Annotated in this window: 16 protein-coding genes; all 16 read left to right on the top strand. The window is 51.5% G+C overall.

Annotation, left to right across the window (positions count from 1 at the left end):
• Nucleotides 1-463 precede the first annotated feature (463 nt).
• On the top strand, nt 464-3,100 hold the full coding sequence (locus P40081_RS28995) for a valine--tRNA ligase (RefSeq protein WP_042141572.1): 2,637 nt from the start codon (nt 464-466) through the stop codon (nt 3,098-3,100).
• Between the two features lie 5 nt (nt 3,101-3,105).
• On the top strand, nt 3,106-4,482 hold the full coding sequence (locus P40081_RS28990) for a bifunctional folylpolyglutamate synthase/dihydrofolate synthase (protein WP_042139594.1): 1,377 nt from the start codon (nt 3,106-3,108) through the stop codon (nt 4,480-4,482).
• Between the two features lie 7 nt (nt 4,483-4,489).
• Nucleotides 4,490-5,869 (top strand): UDP-N-acetylmuramate--L-alanine ligase, encoded by a 1,380-nt coding sequence (murC, locus tag P40081_RS28985; RefSeq protein ID WP_042139593.1) that lies wholly within the window; start codon nt 4,490-4,492, stop codon nt 5,867-5,869.
• A 247-nt stretch (nt 5,870-6,116) separates the two neighbouring features.
• Nucleotides 6,117-7,274 (top strand): GGDEF domain-containing protein, encoded by a 1,158-nt coding sequence (locus P40081_RS28980; RefSeq protein WP_042139592.1) that lies wholly within the window; start codon nt 6,117-6,119, stop codon nt 7,272-7,274.
• A gap of 57 nt (nt 7,275-7,331) precedes the next feature.
• Nucleotides 7,332-8,519, top strand: coding sequence for a GGDEF domain-containing protein (locus P40081_RS36770; protein ID WP_052422064.1), 1,188 nt, complete (start codon nt 7,332-7,334; stop codon nt 8,517-8,519).
• Between the two features lie 244 nt (nt 8,520-8,763).
• Complete coding sequence (locus P40081_RS28970; RefSeq protein ID WP_042139591.1) at nt 8,764-9,936, top strand: glycosyltransferase family 4 protein; 1,173 nt, start codon at nt 8,764-8,766, stop codon at nt 9,934-9,936.
• Nucleotides 9,937-10,114: 178 nt separating this feature from the next.
• Entirely contained in the window at nt 10,115-11,302 is a 1,188-nt protein-coding gene (locus P40081_RS28965) for a glycosyltransferase (protein WP_042139590.1), read from the top strand.
• Nucleotides 11,303-11,378: 76 nt separating this feature from the next.
• Nucleotides 11,379-12,701, top strand: coding sequence for a hypothetical protein (locus P40081_RS28960; RefSeq protein ID WP_052422063.1), 1,323 nt, complete (start codon nt 11,379-11,381; stop codon nt 12,699-12,701).
• 285 nt (nt 12,702-12,986) lie between these two features.
• On the top strand, nt 12,987-13,232 hold the full coding sequence (locus tag P40081_RS28955; RefSeq protein WP_039300531.1) for a DUF4321 domain-containing protein: 246 nt from the start codon (nt 12,987-12,989) through the stop codon (nt 13,230-13,232).
• Between the two features lie 37 nt (nt 13,233-13,269).
• Nucleotides 13,270-13,878, top strand: a complete 609-nt coding sequence (locus P40081_RS28950) for a Maf family protein (RefSeq protein ID WP_042139589.1) — start codon at nt 13,270-13,272, stop codon at nt 13,876-13,878.
• 21 nt (nt 13,879-13,899) lie between these two features.
• Entirely contained in the window at nt 13,900-14,589 is a 690-nt protein-coding gene (gene radC, locus P40081_RS28945; RefSeq protein WP_042139588.1) for a RadC family protein, read from the top strand.
• 39 nt (nt 14,590-14,628) lie between these two features.
• Nucleotides 14,629-15,663, top strand: coding sequence for a rod shape-determining protein (locus P40081_RS28940; protein ID WP_039300524.1), 1,035 nt, complete (start codon nt 14,629-14,631; stop codon nt 15,661-15,663).
• A 58-nt stretch (nt 15,664-15,721) separates the two neighbouring features.
• Nucleotides 15,722-16,600, top strand: coding sequence for a rod shape-determining protein MreC (mreC, locus tag P40081_RS28935; protein ID WP_042139587.1), 879 nt, complete (start codon nt 15,722-15,724; stop codon nt 16,598-16,600).
• Entirely contained in the window at nt 16,600-17,130 is a 531-nt protein-coding gene (mreD, locus tag P40081_RS28930; RefSeq protein WP_081970209.1) for a rod shape-determining protein MreD, read from the top strand. The genes mreC and mreD overlap by 1 nt, the downstream gene beginning before the upstream one ends.
• An 81-nt stretch (nt 17,131-17,211) precedes the next feature.
• The gene (gene minC / locus P40081_RS28925; protein ID WP_042139585.1) at nt 17,212-17,871 is read left to right on the top strand and encodes a septum site-determining protein MinC; all 660 of its coding nucleotides are present in this window, start codon (nt 17,212-17,214) and stop codon (nt 17,869-17,871) included.
• Between the two features lie 5 nt (nt 17,872-17,876).
• Complete coding sequence (gene minD, locus P40081_RS28920) at nt 17,877-18,671, top strand: septum site-determining protein MinD (RefSeq protein ID WP_042139584.1); 795 nt, start codon at nt 17,877-17,879, stop codon at nt 18,669-18,671.
• Nucleotides 18,672-18,817 lie beyond the last annotated feature (146 nt).

Here is an 18,817-nt window from a genome sequence, read left to right as displayed (position 1 = left end):
AGCTTCCGGACCTGTAAGGGGTCCGAGGCAGGGGTTTATTTTTGAAATACAAGAAAGTATAGGTTTTACATTATACTTTATCCTTGTATTTCCGCTGAAACGGATACCGTCCCTTGAAGGACGGCACAGCCGTTTACACCTGATTAGCGCGAAACAAAGGTGGTACCGCGAAAGAATGGCCTTTCGTCCTTTGAGACGAAGGGTCTTTTTGTATTTAAATATAAGGATTTATATGTTTCACTCTATCAATTATCCTTATATTTCTCGCTGAAACGGTAACGTCCTTAGACAGGACGGCAAAGCCGTTTCCACTAGTCAGATCGTTACAGAATACAAAAAGCTTCTCATCATTTTCTCTAATGGAGGGTTCACAATGGCTGATAACAACAATACAGCAGCAGAGCTGACGAACCAGCTGGAAGCGGCAGAAGACACCGCTACTGCAAATCACAAGCAAAGCGATATGCCGACTACCTATGATCCGGGGTCGGCGGAGAAGAAATGGTATACTTACTGGATGGAGAACGGCTTCTTCGAAGCAGGCAAACGTCCGGATGCACAGCCTTACAGCATTGTTATTCCCCCGCCGAATGTAACAGGAATGCTGCATATCGGGCATGCGCTTGATTTCACACTGCAGGATGTTCTGATCCGTACCAAACGGATGCAGGGATTTGATACGCTGTGGCTGCCGGGAACGGACCATGCGGGTATCGCTACACAGACTAAGGTAGAGCAGAAGCTGCGCGAGCAGGGGATCTCCCGCCATGATCTGGGACGCGAGAAGTTCCTGGAGCAGGTATGGGCCTGGAAGGAGCAATATGCGGAGACGATTCACGGGCAGTGGGCCAAGATGGGCTTGTCGCTGGACTACTCGCGCGAACGGTTCACCCTGGATGAAGGAATGTCCAGCGGTGTCCGCCAGGTGTTTATTCAGCTGTACCGGAAAGGCCTGATCTACCGCGGCAAACGCATTATCAACTGGGATCCGGCTGCACGCACGGCTCTGTCGGATATCGAAGTTGAATATAAAGAGGTAAATGGCCATCTGTACCATCTGCGCTATCCGCTTAAGGATGGCAGCGGCTATATTACTGTAGCTACAACCCGGCCGGAAACGATGCTGGGCGATACTGCGGTTGCCGTGCATCCGGAAGATGACCGTTACAAGGATCTTATCGGCAAAACGCTGATCCTGCCGATTACCTTGCGGGAAATTCCGGTTATCGCTGATGATTATGTAGATAAGGAATTCGGCAGCGGCGCGGTGAAGATTACCCCGGCACATGATCCGAACGACTTTGAGATGGGCGTGCGCCATAATCTTCCACAGATTAATGTGATGGATGAAGGCGGAATTATGAATGCGGAAGCAGGCAAATACCAGGGACTGGACCGCAGCGACTGCCGCAAGGCGATCATTGCTGACCTGAAGGAGCAGGGCGTACTTGTATCCATTGAGGACCACGTACATCAGGTTGGACACAGCGAGCGTTCGGGAGCCGTAGTTGAGCCTTACCTGTCCACCCAGTGGTTCGTGAAGATGCAGCCGCTGGCAGAAGCGGCCATCGCAGCGCAGAAGGATGGCAGCGGTGTTAACTTCGTACCGGACCGCTTCGAGAAGACTTACCTGAACTGGATCGAGAATGTACGCGACTGGTGTATTTCCCGCCAATTGTGGTGGGGCCACCGTATTCCGGCCTGGTACTCCGAATCTACGGGAGAGATCGTTGTTGCGAATGATGAAGAAGAAGCGCGCACAATCAGCGGTCTGACGGACCTGAAGCAGGATGAGGATGTTCTGGATACCTGGTTCAGCTCGAACCTCTGGCCGTTCGCTACACTGGGCTGGCCTGATGAGAACAGCAGCGACTATCAGCGTTACTATCCGAACAATGTGCTGGTTACCGGCTACGATATCATCTACTTCTGGGTAGCCCGCATGATCTTCTCGGCTCTGGAATTCACCGGACAGAAGCCATTCTCCGACGTGCTGATGCATGGTCTCGTACGCGATGCTGAAGGGCGCAAAATGTCCAAATCACTCGGCAACGGTATCGATCCGCTGGATGTAATCGAGCAGTATGGTGCAGACGCTATGCGCTACATGATTACTACAGGCAGCACAGCCGGTCAGGATCTCCGGTTCCGGATGGAAAAGGTAGAGCAGGCGCGGAATTTTGCCAACAAGATCTGGAATGCCTCACGCTTTGCACTGATGAATCTCGAAGGTGTTTCTTTTGAAGATATTGACATCACAGGTGAGCTCAGCACGGCGGACCACTGGATTCTGCACCGCCTGAACGAAACTTCCCGCGATATTACGCGTCTAATTGACTCGTACGAGTTCGGCGAGACCGGCCGGCTGCTGTACAACTTCATCTGGGATGATCTGTGCGACTGGTATATCGAATTCGCCAAGCTCTCGCTGTACGGAGCGGACGCGGCTGCGAAGGCCAAGACACAATCGGTTCTGGCCTATGTACTGGACCGCACGCTGCGCCTGATTCATCCGTTCATGCCGTTCATTACGGAAGAAATCTGGCAGCATCTGCCGCATCAGGGCGACACCATCACGCTGGCTGAATGGCCGAAGTATGATTCTGCGCTTGAGAATCCGCAGGCAGTGGCAGAGATGAACCTCCTGATGGATGTTATCCGTGCCGTTCGTAATATCCGTGCGGAAGTGAACGTGCCGATGAGCAAGAAGGTAGAACTGATTATCAAAGCCGGGGGTCAGGAAACCCTGGACATTATTTCCCGCAACGACAATTACATCGGGCGCTTCTGCAATACCTCTTCCTTCGAAGCAGGGCTTGCGCCGCAGACACCGGATAAAGTGATGTCTGCTGTGGTTACAGGAGCCGAGCTGCTTCTGCCGTTATCAGGACTGATCGACATTGAACAGGAAATTGCCCGTCTGGAAAAAGAAGTCCAGACACTGAACAGCGAGGTTGAGCGCGTGGAGAAAAAGCTCGGCAATCAGGGTTTTGTCGCCAAGGCGCCAGCAAAAGTCATCGAAGAGGAGCGGGCGAAGCAGGCGGACTATTCTGATAGACGCGAGAAAGTGCTGGCCCGTATCGCAGAGCTGAGAGGATAAGGGATATGGAAGAGATCACCCGGAGCGGCGGTGCCGCTCCCTTAAGTTCTTATACAGAAGCGGTAGACTGGATCAACAGCCTGATTCCTTTCGGAATCCGGCCAGGGCTGGAGCGGATAGAGCTTCTGATGGAGAAGCTGGGTCATCCGCACCGCAAGCTCAAGTTCATTCACGTGGCAGGGACGAATGGCAAAGGCTCTACCTGTGCTTTTTTGACCCGTGTACTTATTCAGAGCGGGTACACGGTGGGGACCTTTACTTCTCCTTATATCACGAAATTCACGAACCGTTTCCAGTACAATGGAGCAGATATTTCCGAAGAGACTTTGCTGGAACTCGTAAATAAACTGCGACCGCTGGTTCAAGAGATCGCGGGCGGTGAGCTGGGTTCGCCGACAATGTTCGAGGTGTCGACGGCACTGGCCATTCTCTATTATGGCGAAGTCTGTTATCCGGATGTAGTCGTATGGGAGACAGGTCTTGGGGGAAGGCTGGATGTAACGAATATTGTTACTCCGGTAGTGTCTGTAATCACGAATGTCGGACATGATCATACCGATGTACTCGGAGATACACTGGAGCTGATCGCCGGTGAGAAGGCCGGAATTATTAAGCCGGGCGTTCCTGCAGTCAGCTGCGTGAGCCAGCCGGAGGCCATCGCAGTACTGAAGGCTAAAGCGGCGTCTACCCGTTCTACTCTATATTTGGCTGGAGAAGATTTCAGCTATAGTGGTGTAGAGCTCAGGGACGGCCACCAGCATTTCACCTTCCAGGGTCCATTCCGCTCGCTAGAGCTTGATATCGCTATGAAAGGCGAACATCAGCTGGAGAATGCAGCGGGAGCTATGATGGTCCTTGAGGTGCTGCGGCAGTATATGGCCTTCATGCTGGAGGACGAGGATGTGCTGGAGGGATTCCGCGGTACATTCTGGGCCGGAAGGCTGGAGGAAGTAGGCACTTCACCCAGAATTATTCTGGACGGAGCACATAATCCGGAAGGTGCAGAGAGCCTGGCCAAGAGTCTTCCGCAGTTTGGGCCATACGGTAAATTAAATTTGCTCATGGGGATGCTGGCAAATAAGCATCACGAGTCGTATCTCAAGCATATACTGCCTATAGTGGATACGCTCATCCTGACCGAACCGGATTTCCGGAAGAAAATGGACGCGGAAGATCTGCAGGCCATCGCAGAAAGTCTGCGGAATAAATATGCCAAGGAAAACTTGGAAATCATAGTAGAACGTAATTGGGGCCAAGCGCTGCATCTGCTGCAGACGATCACAGCGGACGATGACCTTGCGGTCGTGTCCGGAACGCTGTATTTGATTTCTGATGTACGCAGTACGCTTTTACGGCAACCCGATTCTGAAAAAGGCTGGTGACGAACTGTTGGATACTACTGAACGTGTGCATTTTATAGGGATCGGCGGCTACGGTATGAGCGCGATTGCCCGGGTGATGCTGGAGATGGGATATACAGTTACGGGCTCTGACGTAGCTGCACAAGAGTTAACGGAGAAATTGATTGCCAAAGGTGCCAAGGTCTACATCGGACATACGGCCGAACAGGTCAAAGGCGCGGATCTGGTCGTATATTCTACGGCGCTTGCGTCGGATAACGTAGAATGGGTAGAAGCGGAGCGTCTCAAAATACCGATTCTTCACCGTTCGCAGATGCTTGCCCGTCTGCTGAATGAGCGCAAGGGTGTGGCTGTTGCGGGTGCGCACGGCAAGACTACCACCTCGTCGATGATTGCTCTGGTTATGGAAGACTGCGGAGTGGACCCTACGTATATTATTGGCGGGGAGATTATGAACGTCGGTACGAATGCCAAGGCAGGACAAGGGGAATTCGTCGTAGCCGAAGCGGATGAGAGCGATGGCTCATTCCTGCAGTACCATCCTTGGCTGGGCATTGTAACGAATATTGAAGCCGACCATCTGGAGAACTACGGCGGTGATTTCGGCCAGCTGAAGGAAGCTTATGTGCAGTTTATGAACCAGCTGCGTGAGGACGGAACGGCTATTGTGTGCGCGGATGATGAGAATGTGAAATCTCTGCTGCCTCAAGTAAAAGGTACGGTTATCACCTACGGAATTCATTCGGAGACTGCAGATTACACGGCGACCGACATCGTTCTGGGCGACCGCCAGGTGTCGTACACGATGAATCGCGGTACGGAGGTTCTGGGCCGTATTGAGCTTTCCATTCCGGGGCAATACAATCTGTATAATTCAATGGCGGCGGTAATTTCCTGTCTGAAATCCGGCATTGCCTTTGAAGCGATCGCTGCAGCAATTGTGAAATTCCACGGTGCCAAGCGGCGCTTCCAGGTGCTGGGAGAGATCAACGAGATTCTCGTCATTGATGATTATGCGCATCATCCAACGGAGATTCAGGCTACCATTAGTGCTGCCAAGGCTACAGGCAAACGGATTATCGCCGTGTTCCAGCCGCAGCGCTACACGCGTACCTTCTTCCTGCTGGATGCGTTCAGCCGTGCGTTCAGCGAAGCGGACGAAGTGATTATTACCGATATCTACTCGCCTGCCGGAGAGAAGCAGATCGAGGGAGTCACCTCCGCGAAGCTGGTGGAGCTGATTGTGCAGAACAGCAACGCCGGTGCACGGCATCTGCCGACGAAGGAAGCTGTGCTGGCTGACCTGCAGGACCGCATTGCTCCCGGTGATCTGGTGATTACAATGGGTGCGGGTGATATCTGGAAGGTCGGGTATGCTCTGGCTGATAATCTGAAGAATCGTGAATAAGGCTTAGGCCGTTCTATGCAGATTACACATATCTCTTTACAGTAATAGGATAGCTAGGCATTTTAACAGAAACGGTTTCCGTTCCTTGAATAAGGACAGCGAAGCCGTTTCTTCTTTTTATGTCTGGAGGTATCTGGCGGTCTAAGAAATTAGAAGTGAAATTACACCGCCATTTTGCCGATATAGCTTGTGAATGATATTGTCCTCAATTAAAAGAAGGTATTCCCGCATATTTGGTGGTGTACTCATGAGCTTTCAGCTTGATATTAATACATTGTTGTACTTGTTCATCTTGGGGAACTTGTTTTCCGGACTGCTGATTACCTTCTACCGCTACCATTTCGCCAAGGATACCGCCTCGGTCCTTTTTATAACTGCAAAGTGGCTTCAGGTCGTCTTCTGGGGCTCTATTCTGCTATGGGATTATATTCCCCATTGGATCGCCATACCTCTAAGCAATGCGCTCATTCTGGCTGGAGGAGGTCTGGAAATTTCGGCCCTGCTGATGATGATGGGGATGATGGACCGTAAGGCGAAGCTCTATTATTCGGGGCTGGTTGCGGGCAGTGTTCTGAGCTTTTGTATCGTCGCCCTGTTCTTTAACCATGCGAACCTGCGGGTGGCCACGACCTCGCTATGGGTAATGCTGTTTGTGATCTACCCCGGGTACCGTTTGACGGCGGGGAAAGAACGTTCTCCGCTCCAGAAAATAATGGGTGGCGTATTTTATACCATTGCTGCCGTGATGCTGTTGCGGTCCTTTGTCGCGCTGATTCTGGAACCGGAGATGGGGCCGCTGACAGCTAATCCGGCACAGTATTTGTATTACCTGGGGATGTTTTTGATGCTGGTCGGGGGAATTGCGGCTTTCATCCTGCTCTCCAATGAGCATTCATATGAGAAGCTGAAGCGCATAGCCGCTTATGACAGCCTTACCGGAATCCTTGGCCGCAGGGCTTTTCTGATAGAGGCTGAGCTGAAGCTGGCGATGGCCGCAAGAAAGCGGGAATACTGCTCAATGCTGCTGCTGGATCTGGACCATTTCAAAATAGTGAATGATACATATGGACATGACAAGGGCGATGTAGTACTCCAGGATTTCGCGCTTACCATTGAGAGCCGGCTGGGAATCGGTGACTTGTTCGGCCGGGTTGGCGGCGAAGAATTCGCCATTATGCTCTATGGGCAGGATGTGGAGAACAGCAGCCGCAAGGCGGAAGAACTGCGCCAAGCCGTCAAGGAGGCTTCGGGAGACAGTCTTGCCGGCGGGTACACCGTAAGCATCGGAATGATTACAGTGCTTCCTGATCAGCAGACCGCCTTGAATACCTTGTACAAGCTTAGTGACAGAGCCCTGTATCAGGCGAAGCAGGACGGACGGGACCGTGTGGTCAGAGCCGGGTAAAAGAACGGGATTATACACATCATACATATGACATCAATGAGCAAGGGGGTGGACGCTATGGCTGCCAGTTTGGATTTCAAGACACTGCTGGCGTGTCTCTTTTTTGGTAATTTCTTTACGGTTATGCTCACTCTGGCTTACCGGTCGCGTTATCCGAAAGATGGTACATCCCTGCTGTTCCTGACCGCCAAAATTCTGCAGCTGGTGATTATGATCCTTCTGCTGTTAAGGGAATATCGTGAATTTAAGGTTGTGCTTCCCTGCATTATTCTCTTGAATCTGGCCGGTGGAACCGCAGAAATCTTCGCGCTGCTCAAGATGCTGGAGGTCCATTCCGAACGGATAAAGCGGATTTATTATACACTAACCGGATGTGCCGCACTTGCTCTGCTCCTCCTGTATCTGCTGTCTCCGGACGTACCGCGGCTAATTGCAGCTGCCTCGCTTGCCGGGGCACTGCTGCTGATCTATCCTGCGTATATGCTATGCTGGAAAGTGAAAAAAACACCGCTTCAGGAAATTATGGGCTTGCTCTACGGAATTGTTATCCTCTCGATGCTCTGCAATGCAAGCAGACTGGTATATCCTCCGCCTGAGGGCTCACCCATTGGTGAGTGGATGCAAGTCTTTTTCTATATTGGAATATACCTGCTGATGTTTCTCGGAACCGCCGGCTTCATGCTGCTCTCCAGGGAGCAGTCCTATGCTGAACTGGAGCGTGCAGCCACATACGATGAGCTCACCGGCATTCTTAACCGCAGAGCCTTCGTGCTGCGTGCCCGGCCCCTGATTGCTGCGGCTGCCAAGGAGATCGCGCCCTTCTCTTTCCTGCTGCTGGATGTGGACCATTTCAAACAGGTGAATGATACCTATGGCCATGACACGGGTGACAAGGTGCTGCGCGACTTTGCCCGCAGAATTGAGCGCCAGCTTGGCAACGGGGACCTGTTCGGACGGTTCGGCGGCGAAGAATTCGCTGTGCTGCTGCACCGGGCGGATGAGGAAGCGAGTGGGGAAGTGGCTGAGCGGCTGCGCCGGTCCGTGCTGGACGCCACCATTGATGGGATAACGCTCTCGTATACAGTGAGCATCGGTCTGATTACGATCGTCTCGGGCGAGCGCGTCCCGCTCAATACCTTGTACAAACTGAGCGATACCGCCCTGTACCAGGCGAAGCAGCGCGGACGCAATTGTGTGGTCCGCAGCCAAGGCCATGCAGCGAGGGAGCTTGAAGTACATTCCTGAATGTACTGACCATAAGTCTAAACTGCAATTTAAATAAAATCACATAAATCAGGAAAAACAGCGCTTCTCCCTTTACTGGAGCAGCGCTGTTTTTGTGTCCGGGCTTCGTGAAATGACAGTTTTTTGAAATTATTTTCGCATTAGCCAAGAAACGACAAAACTCCGCAGAACTTTGGGGTAATATATGCTAGATACCTGGCACTGCCAGACACAGACAGATAAATGGAGAGTAGGAGAAAAAGCCATGAGGGAAAAATTGCTGTTCATATCTGCAGAGAATCCATTTCCGCAGGATAGCGGTGGCAAGCTGAGAACGGGCAATATTCTGAATATTTTACTCGCCAAATACGATGTGGATCTCTTAACGTATTCAGGTTCCAAAGATACGGAGGCCATACCGTCCCTTACCGTGCATAAGGTGAAGCGCACAATGAATTACCGCAAGGCGATGCTTCGCTCCTTGTACAAATGGCGCAATTGCTCTTATATGAGCCATGTAGATGTGGATATGAAAGAGAAGATTACAGAGCTCTGCGTACAGCATGCGTACAGCCATGTTTTTATTTCGCACAGTCTGCTCGGCTGCTGCATTGACATTGTGCGCCGTTCCCTGCCTGGCACTGTTATAATCACGGACGCGCATAACTTCGAGAGCGGATTGTCTGCACAGCTTGCCCGCAGGAAGAGGGGGATCGCCAAACTCTTTTATTCCCTTAATGCGGTATGGACGCGCAGAGATGAGCTTAAGCTGATGGACAAGACCAATCTGCTGCTTACAACATCCGAACAGGACGGGCTGAGCTTTAAGGCACTTTCTTTTAAAAATTCTTTCAAGGTCCACGTAATCCCTAACTTCATCCGTATGGGCGATTATCGGACAAATACGCTTTTTCCGAAAGAGCCGTGGATTATTCTTCCGGGCAATATGAACTACTTCCCGAACATTAATGCAGCTACCTATTTCTACCGTCAGATCTATCCGCTTATCAAAGCCAAGGTTCCGGGCATCAAATGGTATATCGTCGGCCGGGATGTGCATCCGGAAGTTGCCGCTCTGGCGGACCAGGACCCTTCCATCATCATCACCGGATATGTGGACAGTGTGGCGGACTATATACGGAAGGCGCAGGTTGTGATTGCCCCTCTGCAGGAGGGCAGCGGAACACGCCTGAAGATACTGGAGGCCTGGGCGCTCAAGACTCCTGTCGTTTCAAGCACCAAAGGAGCAGAAGGGCTGCTGTATGAGCATTCCGCGAATATTATGATTGCCGATGATCCGGTTACGTTTGCCGAAAGCGTGACTCAATTACTTCAGGATCACGAAAAGGGAGTAGTGCTTGCGGACCGTGCCTACCAGACCCTGCTGGCTAACTATGAGGCGGAAAGTGTCCGGGAAAAGCTGCTAAGTCTTGTCTAATTGTAAGGGGAATACAAAAAAAATATTATTTCATCCCATAAATCGACAATCTTTTTCCGGGAACTGCGTTACTATTGATCTACATCTAAAGATTCATAAATGAAGGCTGGATGTAATCCGGCCTATTTTTCTTTGTATACAATAATAACCATTTACATAGAACCAAGGAGCTATAGCCATGAGAGAGAAAATGCTGTTCCTATCAGCCCAGAGTCGTTATCCCGAAGATTTAGAAGGAGAAATAAGAACAGAGAATTTTCTTGATATTCTGCTGGAGCGGTTTGATATTGATCTGCTCGAGTATTGTCATTGCCGCCGGGAGCCAGTGGTAGAGTCTGGACCTGCGCTTACGGTGCACCAGGTGAAGAGGTCTTCTGCTTCACAGAGGTCACTGCTGCACCCGCTGAACAAGCTGCGCTCACATTCTCCGCTGATCGGTACTGACAAGTCTTTGCGGGCGGAAATCACAGAAATGTGCCGCTTGAATACATACAGTCATGTGTTTATTTCGTATTATATGCTGAGTAATTGCCTGGATATTGTAGCCTCAATGCTTCCGGAGGCCGTCATCATTACAGATGCCCACCGTTTCGGGAGCAGAATGCTGGAGAATAGGGCAGCCGGCAAACGCGGAATTAGCAAAAGCTATCATAAGCTGAATGCCGCACTGATCCGCCGGGAAGAGCGCCGATTAATGAACAAGACCAGTCTGCTGCTGACCGCTACAGAATGGGATGCCCTTTCTTTTAAGGCATTATCCTTTGCGGATGCAGGCAAGGTGCATGTAATTCCGCCTTACATTGACCTGAAGGAGCCTGCTTATGCCTCCGGTGAGACCGTAATCAAGGAGAAATCCATAGTCCTTCATTGGAATATGAATACCGGCCAGGGCAAGAATGTGGCTTTATTGTTCTTAAAGAAGATATACCCGCTGGTCAAAGCTGAGGTGCCGGATTTCCGGTGCTATATGATTAGCGATAAAGTACATCCGGAGGTTGCCGCCTTGGCCCGCAATGATGCTTCTATTGAAATTGTCAGGGAATTTGAACATACAGCCGATTACATCCGGCGGGCCAGCGCCGTGGTAGCTTCTTTGCGCGAAGGCTGCGGGGGGCAGATTAAGATCCTGGAAGCCTGGGCGCTGCGGACGCCGGTCGTCTGCAGCTTGAGCGGTTCGGAGGAATTAATCTGTGAGACGGGACGGGATATTCTGCTCGCAGGCACGAGTGCAGTCTTTGCCGGCCAGCTGGTGAAGCTGCTGACAACGCCTGAGCTGGGCTCCATTATTGCGGATCAGGCTTACCGGACACTGCTCAAGCATTACGCGGCGGAAGGGGTCAGGGAGAAAGTACTTAGTTTGGTGTAAATATATTAAAATAGCATATCCATCTCACATCTATCATATATTTCAGTATAGAACTGAAGATAGCGAGGTGGGAGCATTGAATAGCGGAAGAATGACATTCCGGTTTGATAGGGAGACGGCAGAACGTAAGGCGGAAATGGCAGACCGCCGTATAGGAAGAGAACCTGTTAGAGCCTTGGAGGTTGAGGACAGGGAACAGCGTGAGGAGATCAGAACGGCCCCGAATCTCCGTGCAGATGAATATATAGTTGATCTGGAGCGGGTGGAAATCCCCCGTGCAGCTGAAGTATCTTATATGAAATCCTCTGGTCCGCGCCGCCGCAACTGGGATGATTCAGATGGAGAGTATGATACTGGACAGTATTCATATCTCCCAGACTCAAGTACGCGCACAATTCCAGTTTATGCGGAGGTTTACAGGGACGATGATAATGCACCACCAGGTGAGCACTACCCGCTGTTTGAGGATGAGCGGGGCGCTGAGCAGGAACGGTTCGGGCAGTTCAGCACACACGGGAATCTGTATGGAGGCTCCTACCATACCCGCCGCCCTTCTTATTGGTGGAAGTTCGCTTTGTCAGTAGCAGGAGCATTAGGCACAGGAATCCTGCTCGGCTATGCAGCGCTGTCCTTCATCAGCGGCGGAGGGACGGGCACCGGGAATGGAAGCGGCAGTTCCGCTGTTCAGACGGGGATCGTTCAGAGCCAGAATGACACTGGCGGGGGAGCGGAAGCAGATATCACAGGCGTGCCGGTTGAAGGAACCGGTGAAGCGGTGGCAGTGCATGTTCCGGTACAGATTGCGGCGCAGAGCTATTATCTGCTCCAATACGGCGTATTCAGCACACCGGCTGGTGCTGCGCAGGCTCAGCAGGAGCTGCTTGCCGCAGGGCTTGCCGCAGGTCTGGACCCAGCGGACGGCAACCGGGTGTATGCCGGGATGTCGCCTGAGCGCGAGCAGGCCAAGCTGCTCAGCAGCGGTCTGAAGAATCAGGGCATCGAGCTGTATGTAAGGGAAGTGGCCTTGCCCGCTGTGGATCAGGTCAGCTATAACGGAACGGCGGAAGCAGTGGACAGCTATTTTGCAGTCAGCAGCCAGTTGTTGAGTGAGCTGAGCGGCCTGTCTGCTTCGCTGCTGAGCGGTATGGCCAGCGGTACAGACAGCTCAGCGGTAAGTGATCTTCATATGCAGTGGACCGAAACCGTCAAGCAGCTCGAGTCCGGGCTGTCTCCGGAAGGGAAGAGTATTGCCACCGGGCTGGAGAAATCCATGAGCCGGGGAATATCCGCACTGAACGAGTACGGCAAGAATAAGGCAGAGGGCCTGCTCTGGGAAGTGCAGGAGGCTATGATGAGCTTTTTGACCGGCCAGAAAAGTCTGCTGTCTGCGATAAGCTGAACGTTCACCCCATTGAATAAGATGTTGCCCATCCCCCGTACCGGCTGTTTGCCGGACGGGGGATTGCTGTGTTTCTCGCCAGTATAGCTGCTGCATGATAAATCAGTTGCCTATTGTGCCGGAGTCGGATAATGTTAGTGGACCACACCCGGCGGAGACTGGTGAAATCGGGCTTTATGCGGCACGGCTGTGGTAAACATTCCCTGAACGGATTTTGCGTTTGTATTGAACTCCGTTTCACCGTATAATAATTAGGGTGTCAAAAAATGGCGAGGGAAGACCAAAATGAAGAAGAAAAATGTAGGAACACTGCTGTTATTTCTAATTCTGGGCTGGCTGGCCGGAGCATGGATTGCCAAGCTGCTGGAACCTGTAAAAGCTCTGTCTTTTCTTACAACCTCGACTGTACTCAAGTGGTCGCCGCAAGCTGATTTGGACATCATAACCTATGACATCACTATCCATTTGAAATTGTGCCTGCTCAGTCTTGCCGGAATGATAACAGCTGTATGGCTGTACCGCAGACTGTAGCGTTCGCTGCCGGCATCTAGAAGGGACGTTTATTACAGTGGAGCATAACAACACGCGACACATTATTCTTGCTTCGGGTTCGCCGCGGCGGCGTGAACTGTTAGCCTCGCTTGGCCTGCCTTTCGAGGTTCTGGTCAGTGATGCTGATGAGAGTACGCCGCCGGAATGGACGCCTGAGACCATCGTGCGTAATCTGGCGGTGCGCAAAGCGGAGGCAGTACTCCCTGCAGCCGGAGACCGGGATGCTGTTATTGTCGGCAGCGACACGATTGTCGTGCTTGACGACAAGGTGCTCGGCAAGCCGGTGGACGAGCAGGACAGCGCTAAGATGCTGGCCATGCTGCAGGGAAGGACACATCAGGTATATACCGGGGTGGCCTGTATCGGTCTCGCAGAGGGTCGGACCCTGGTAGATCACAGGGTAACCTCTGTAACTATGAGAGCAATGAGCGAAGATGAAATCTGCGCCTACATAGCGACCGGGGAGCCTGCCGACAAAGCCGGCTCTTATGCAATACAAGGGCTTGGTGCCACCCTGGTGGACGAAATTGAAGGCTGTTATTTTAACGTGGTCGGTCTGCCGTTGTCGCTGCTAAGCGGCATGTTGTCCGGGTTCGGCATTTCTGTACTGAACCGGCAAGGATAGCAGGAAGAAAGAGGGTTAGGGATGGAGTCGCAAACATTTATGCTGCGTGACCTCCCCCATGAAGAACGACCACGAGAGCGCATGATGCATTATGGGGCGGAATCATTAAGTCAGGCGGAGCTGCTGGCAATTCTGCTGCGCACAGGTGCGCAGAGTGAATCGGCTATTCATATCGCCCAGCGGTTGCTGGGGATTACAGGCGGCCTCCGCGGGCTGGCGGACCTGAGCATTGAAGAACTGACAACAATCAAAGGCATTGGCCCTGCCAAGGCCGTGCAACTGAAAGCAGGCATAGAGCTGGGAAGACGGATGGCGAACTCCCGGCTTACAGAACCGGTTATCATCCGCAGTCCCCAGGACGCGGCGGAGATTCTGACCGAGCAGCTGCGTTATTTGCAGAAGGAGCATTTTATCTGCTTGTTTCTGAATACGAAGAATCATGTTATTGCGCAGGAAACATTGTCCATGGGCAGCCTTAACGCCTCCATTGTGCATCCCCGCGAGGTGTTCCGGGCAGCCATGAAATGCAGCAGCGCAGCTATTATATGCGCACATAATCATCCGAGCGGTGATCCGACGCCAAGTCCTGAAGACATCTCCTTGACCTCAAGGCTGATACAGGCAGGTGAAATTGTCGGCATCGACGTGCTGGATCACCTGGTCATTGGTGACAGCAGCTTTGTAAGTTTGAAAGAAAAAGGTTATATGTAATACAATTGTCTAGATCCACAAGGAAAAGGAGCATACAAGATGTTAGGTGGTTTTACGAAAGATTTAGGAATTGACTTGGGGACAGCGAATACGCTTGTCTACGTGCGCGGTAAAGGGATTGTTGTAAGAGAGCCTTCCGTGGTAGCCATTAATACTGATACTAAGACGATTGAAGCTGTAGGGGAGTCCGCCAAAAAAATGATCGGACGCACACCGGGCAACATTCGTGCCATTCGTCCGATGAAGGACGGGGTCATTGCCGATTTTGATACTACGGCAACAATGATCAAATATTTTATCCGCCAGGCACAGAAGCAGCGCTCGATGTTCCAGCGCCACCCGAATGTCATGGTCTGTGTACCATCCGGAATTACGGCTGTTGAACAACGCGCCGTTGAAGATGCAACGAAGCAGGCGGGAGCGCGTGAGGCCTATATCATTGAAGAGCCTTTTGCCGCTGCCATCGGAGCAGATCTCCCGGTATGGGAACCTACAGGAAGCATGGTTGTGGATATCGGCGGCGGAACTACCGAAGTGGCGGTCATCTCACTCGGCGGTATCGTAACAAGCCGTTCTGTCCGCGTAGCCGGCGATGAAGCGGATGAATCCATCATCCAATATATCAAACGCCAGTATAATCTCATGATCGGGGAACGCACTTCGGAGCAGCTGAAGATGGATGTGGGTTCTGCTCTGCCGCTCGAGAAAGCCGAAACTATGGAAATCCGCGGCCGCGATCTGGTAACGGGACTTCCTAAGACGCTGACTATTACCTCTGATGAGATCTGTGAAGCTTTGTCGGATACAGTGAATGCTATTGTTGAAGCTGTAAAAGTAACGCTGGAGAAATGTCCGCCTGAGCTTGCTGCCGACATTATGGACCGCGGTATTGTGCTTACAGGCGGCGGTGCGCTTTTACGTAACCTGGACAAGCTGCTGGCGCGTGAGACCGGAATGCCGGTTATCGTTGCCGAGAATCCGCTGGACTGTGTAGCTATTGGTACAGGCAAGGCACTCGAGAATATTCATTTGTTCAAGAGCCGCAGCAGTTCGAGTCTCCGTTCCAAACGCTAGGACAATTCTGACCTGTGAACGTCAACCCCTGATGTGGGAGAAATTCGGTTGTTAGAGGGTGTTGAAACTGTTTAAGCTGTTTAATAATAAACGTTTATTTATATTGCTGATTACACTGGTCATGTTTATCGTGGTGATGGGCTTCAGCCTGGGACAGAGGAAAAACTTGTCCTGGCCGGAGAATTTCCTCAGAGATACGACCGGATTCGTGCAGAATTTGTTCTACAAGCCCGCTGGATACGTAGCGGGCTTGTTCCAAGATATCGGGAACCTGCATGATCTGGCTGAAGAGAATAAGCGGCTCAAAATACTGGCGGCGCAATACGCCCGGGATAAGGCGCAGTATAACTTCATTAAAGCCCGGAATGAGCAATATAAAATAGATCTTCAATTCACTGAAGCTCAAAAGAATCTGTATAACTATGAGTATCATATCGCTAACGTAGTCAGCCTGACGACAGAGCCAAGCAACAACATGCTGGTCATTGATCTCGGGGCTAAGGACGGCATTAAGCTGAATATGTCCGTGACCTCCGTTGAGGGACTCGTTGGAGTAATAAGTAACGTGAGTAATTTCACCTCCACCGTCAAGCTGATGACGATGATGGATATCAATGATCCCAACTCCCAGCCGGCGATTGCGGCAACGGTGTTCAACAAGGAAGGCGAAACCTTTGGGATGATTGAGAAATACGACCAGCAGACCGGTATGCTGATGATGAACAAAATTCCGGCAGGAAATCCGGTTGCCAAGGATGACCTGATCATCTCTTCCGGCATCGGCGGACTGTATCCGCTCGGAATGACCATCGGTACGGTTCAAGAGGTGAAGACTGGGGAGTTTGGTTTAACCTCTACTGCAATCATTAAGCCGGCGGCAGGATTCCAGGACTGGAAGGAACTCTTCGTTGTCTTTACGGAGGAGCGTGCGGAATAGTGAGGATGCGCAGATCCGTTCTAATTCTATTGTTGTTCCTCTTATTTATCCTTGAAGGCACTATTCTCCCCTGGCTGATTCCGAATGCCTGGGAGATGCGGATTATCCCTGATCTCGTGTTCATTGTAATCCTGTTTGTGACGGTATACCATCACCGGCATACGGCACTTATTCTTGGTTTATCCTTCGGAATGCTGCATGACGTGGTGTTCTATGGCCGCATTCTTGGGGCACATTCTTTTGCAATGGGATTATCCGCATATCTGATTGGTCTGATATTCCAGATTCCGCGTGCACCGCTGCCGCTGATGATGACGGTGGTGCTGCTGGGCAGCCTGCTGGAGGACAGCATGCTTTTTGCCATTTACAGTGTCTTTAATCTGAGTAAAGAACCCTATAACTGGGCGCTCCTGCACCATATGCTGCCTACTATGCTGTTTCATTTTGCTATCGGCTTGCTTCTCTACATCCCGCTCCGGCGCCAGCTGGAGCTGCTGAAGAAAGAGACCCGCAAAGAAGAAGCTGCTTAAGCCGCTGCTGCATTTTCTTATCCCATAAAGAAGGAATTTGCCCGGCCCGGCACGAATGAATGAGGATGGGGGGACAGGCATATGACAGTTAAATCCAAGCATGTAAGGATTAAGGGCATCAAGGATGGCCTGGTATTCCTGCTAGACGACAAGTGTCCCTTTGAAGATCTCTTAAGCGAGCTTCGCTATAAGCTGGAGCACAGCCATCAAAATATTCTGACCGGACCGATTGTGCATGTGGACATCAAGCTGGGCAACCGTCCTGTTACCGAAGAAGATAAAGAGGCAGTTCTGGATATCCTCAAAAGCCAGGGGAATTTATTAATCCGTTCCGTTGAAGCCTTGGAGGACCCTGAAGAGAAGGATACGGAAGCATTATTTATGATGAGCGGAATGCTCCGTTCCGGCCAGGTACTGCATCATGAGGGCAATCTGCTGTTTCTCGGCGATGTGAATCCGGGGGGAACCATTACCTGCTCGGGGGATATCTATATTCTTGGAGCGCTTAAAGGGATGGCACACGCCGGAATCAACGGCAATCAGGAAGCGATTATTGCGGCTTCGCTGCTGGCTCCTACCCAGCTCCGGATTGCTGATATTATCAGCAGACCGCCGGACGAATGGGGAACCCGGGAGAGCAGCATGGAATTTGCCTATTTATCAGACGGTGCTATGCAAATCGACAAAATTCATAATATAGTCAAATTACGTCAGGATTTAAATGTGTTTAAAGGGGTGTAGCCTCCATGGGAGAAGCGATTGTCGTAACCTCGGGCAAAGGCGGAGTTGGCAAAACAACCACAACAGCCAACATTGGGACCGCGCTTGCATTGCAGGGCAAAAAAGTATGTCTGGTCGATACTGACATTGGACTGCGGAATCTGGATGTAGTCATGGGGCTGGAGAACCGGATCATTTACGATCTTGTGGATGTGGCGGAAGGCCGCTGCCGTCTGAATCAGGCGCTGGTCAAAGACAAGCGTTTTGAAGAGCTGTATATGCTGCCTGCAGCCCAGACCAAAGACAAGACCTCAGTCACACCGGAGCAGGTCAAGGATATTATTCTTGAACTCAAGAAGGAATACGAATATATTCTGATCGATTGTCCGGCCGGGATTGAACACGGCTTCCGCAATGCCATTGCAGGGGCCGACAAAGCTATTGTGGTCACTACTCCGGAGCATGCTGCGGTGCGGGATGCGGACCGGATCATCGGTCTGCTGGAGCAGTCACATGTGGAATCGCCGAAGCTGGTGGTCAACCGTATCCGTCCGGGTATGGTGAGATCCGGCGATATGCTGGATATCGAGGATATTCTGCAGGTGCTCAATATTGATCTGATCGGGATTGTACCTGATGATGAGCTGGTCATCAAGGCGGCGAACAGCGGTGAACCTACCGTGATGAATCCGAATTCTTCAGCAGCAATTGCTTACCGCAATATTGCCCGGCGTATTCTTGGCGATGCGGTGCCGTTGATGCAGCTGGACCAGAAACCGGGTGCTTTTAAGAAGTTCAAGAAATTTTTTGGAATGGGCTGAACCCTGGCCAGGCACTTGTTTATAGCGATCTTTCGTCTTAACCCGCCTGCTGAGAAATCCTTGGCGGGTTTTTTTGTGCGAATATACGGAGTAAGGCCGGTACAATCACTTACGCTTGGTAGTTATCTCCCCCCAGGGCTTGTTCT

The sequence above is a fragment of the Paenibacillus sp. FSL P4-0081 genome (assembly GCF_000758565.1).
GTDB lineage: Bacteria > Bacillota > Bacilli > Paenibacillales > Paenibacillaceae > Paenibacillus_AQ > Paenibacillus_AQ phytohabitans.
This window is presented reverse-complemented; position numbering and strand designations above follow the sequence as displayed.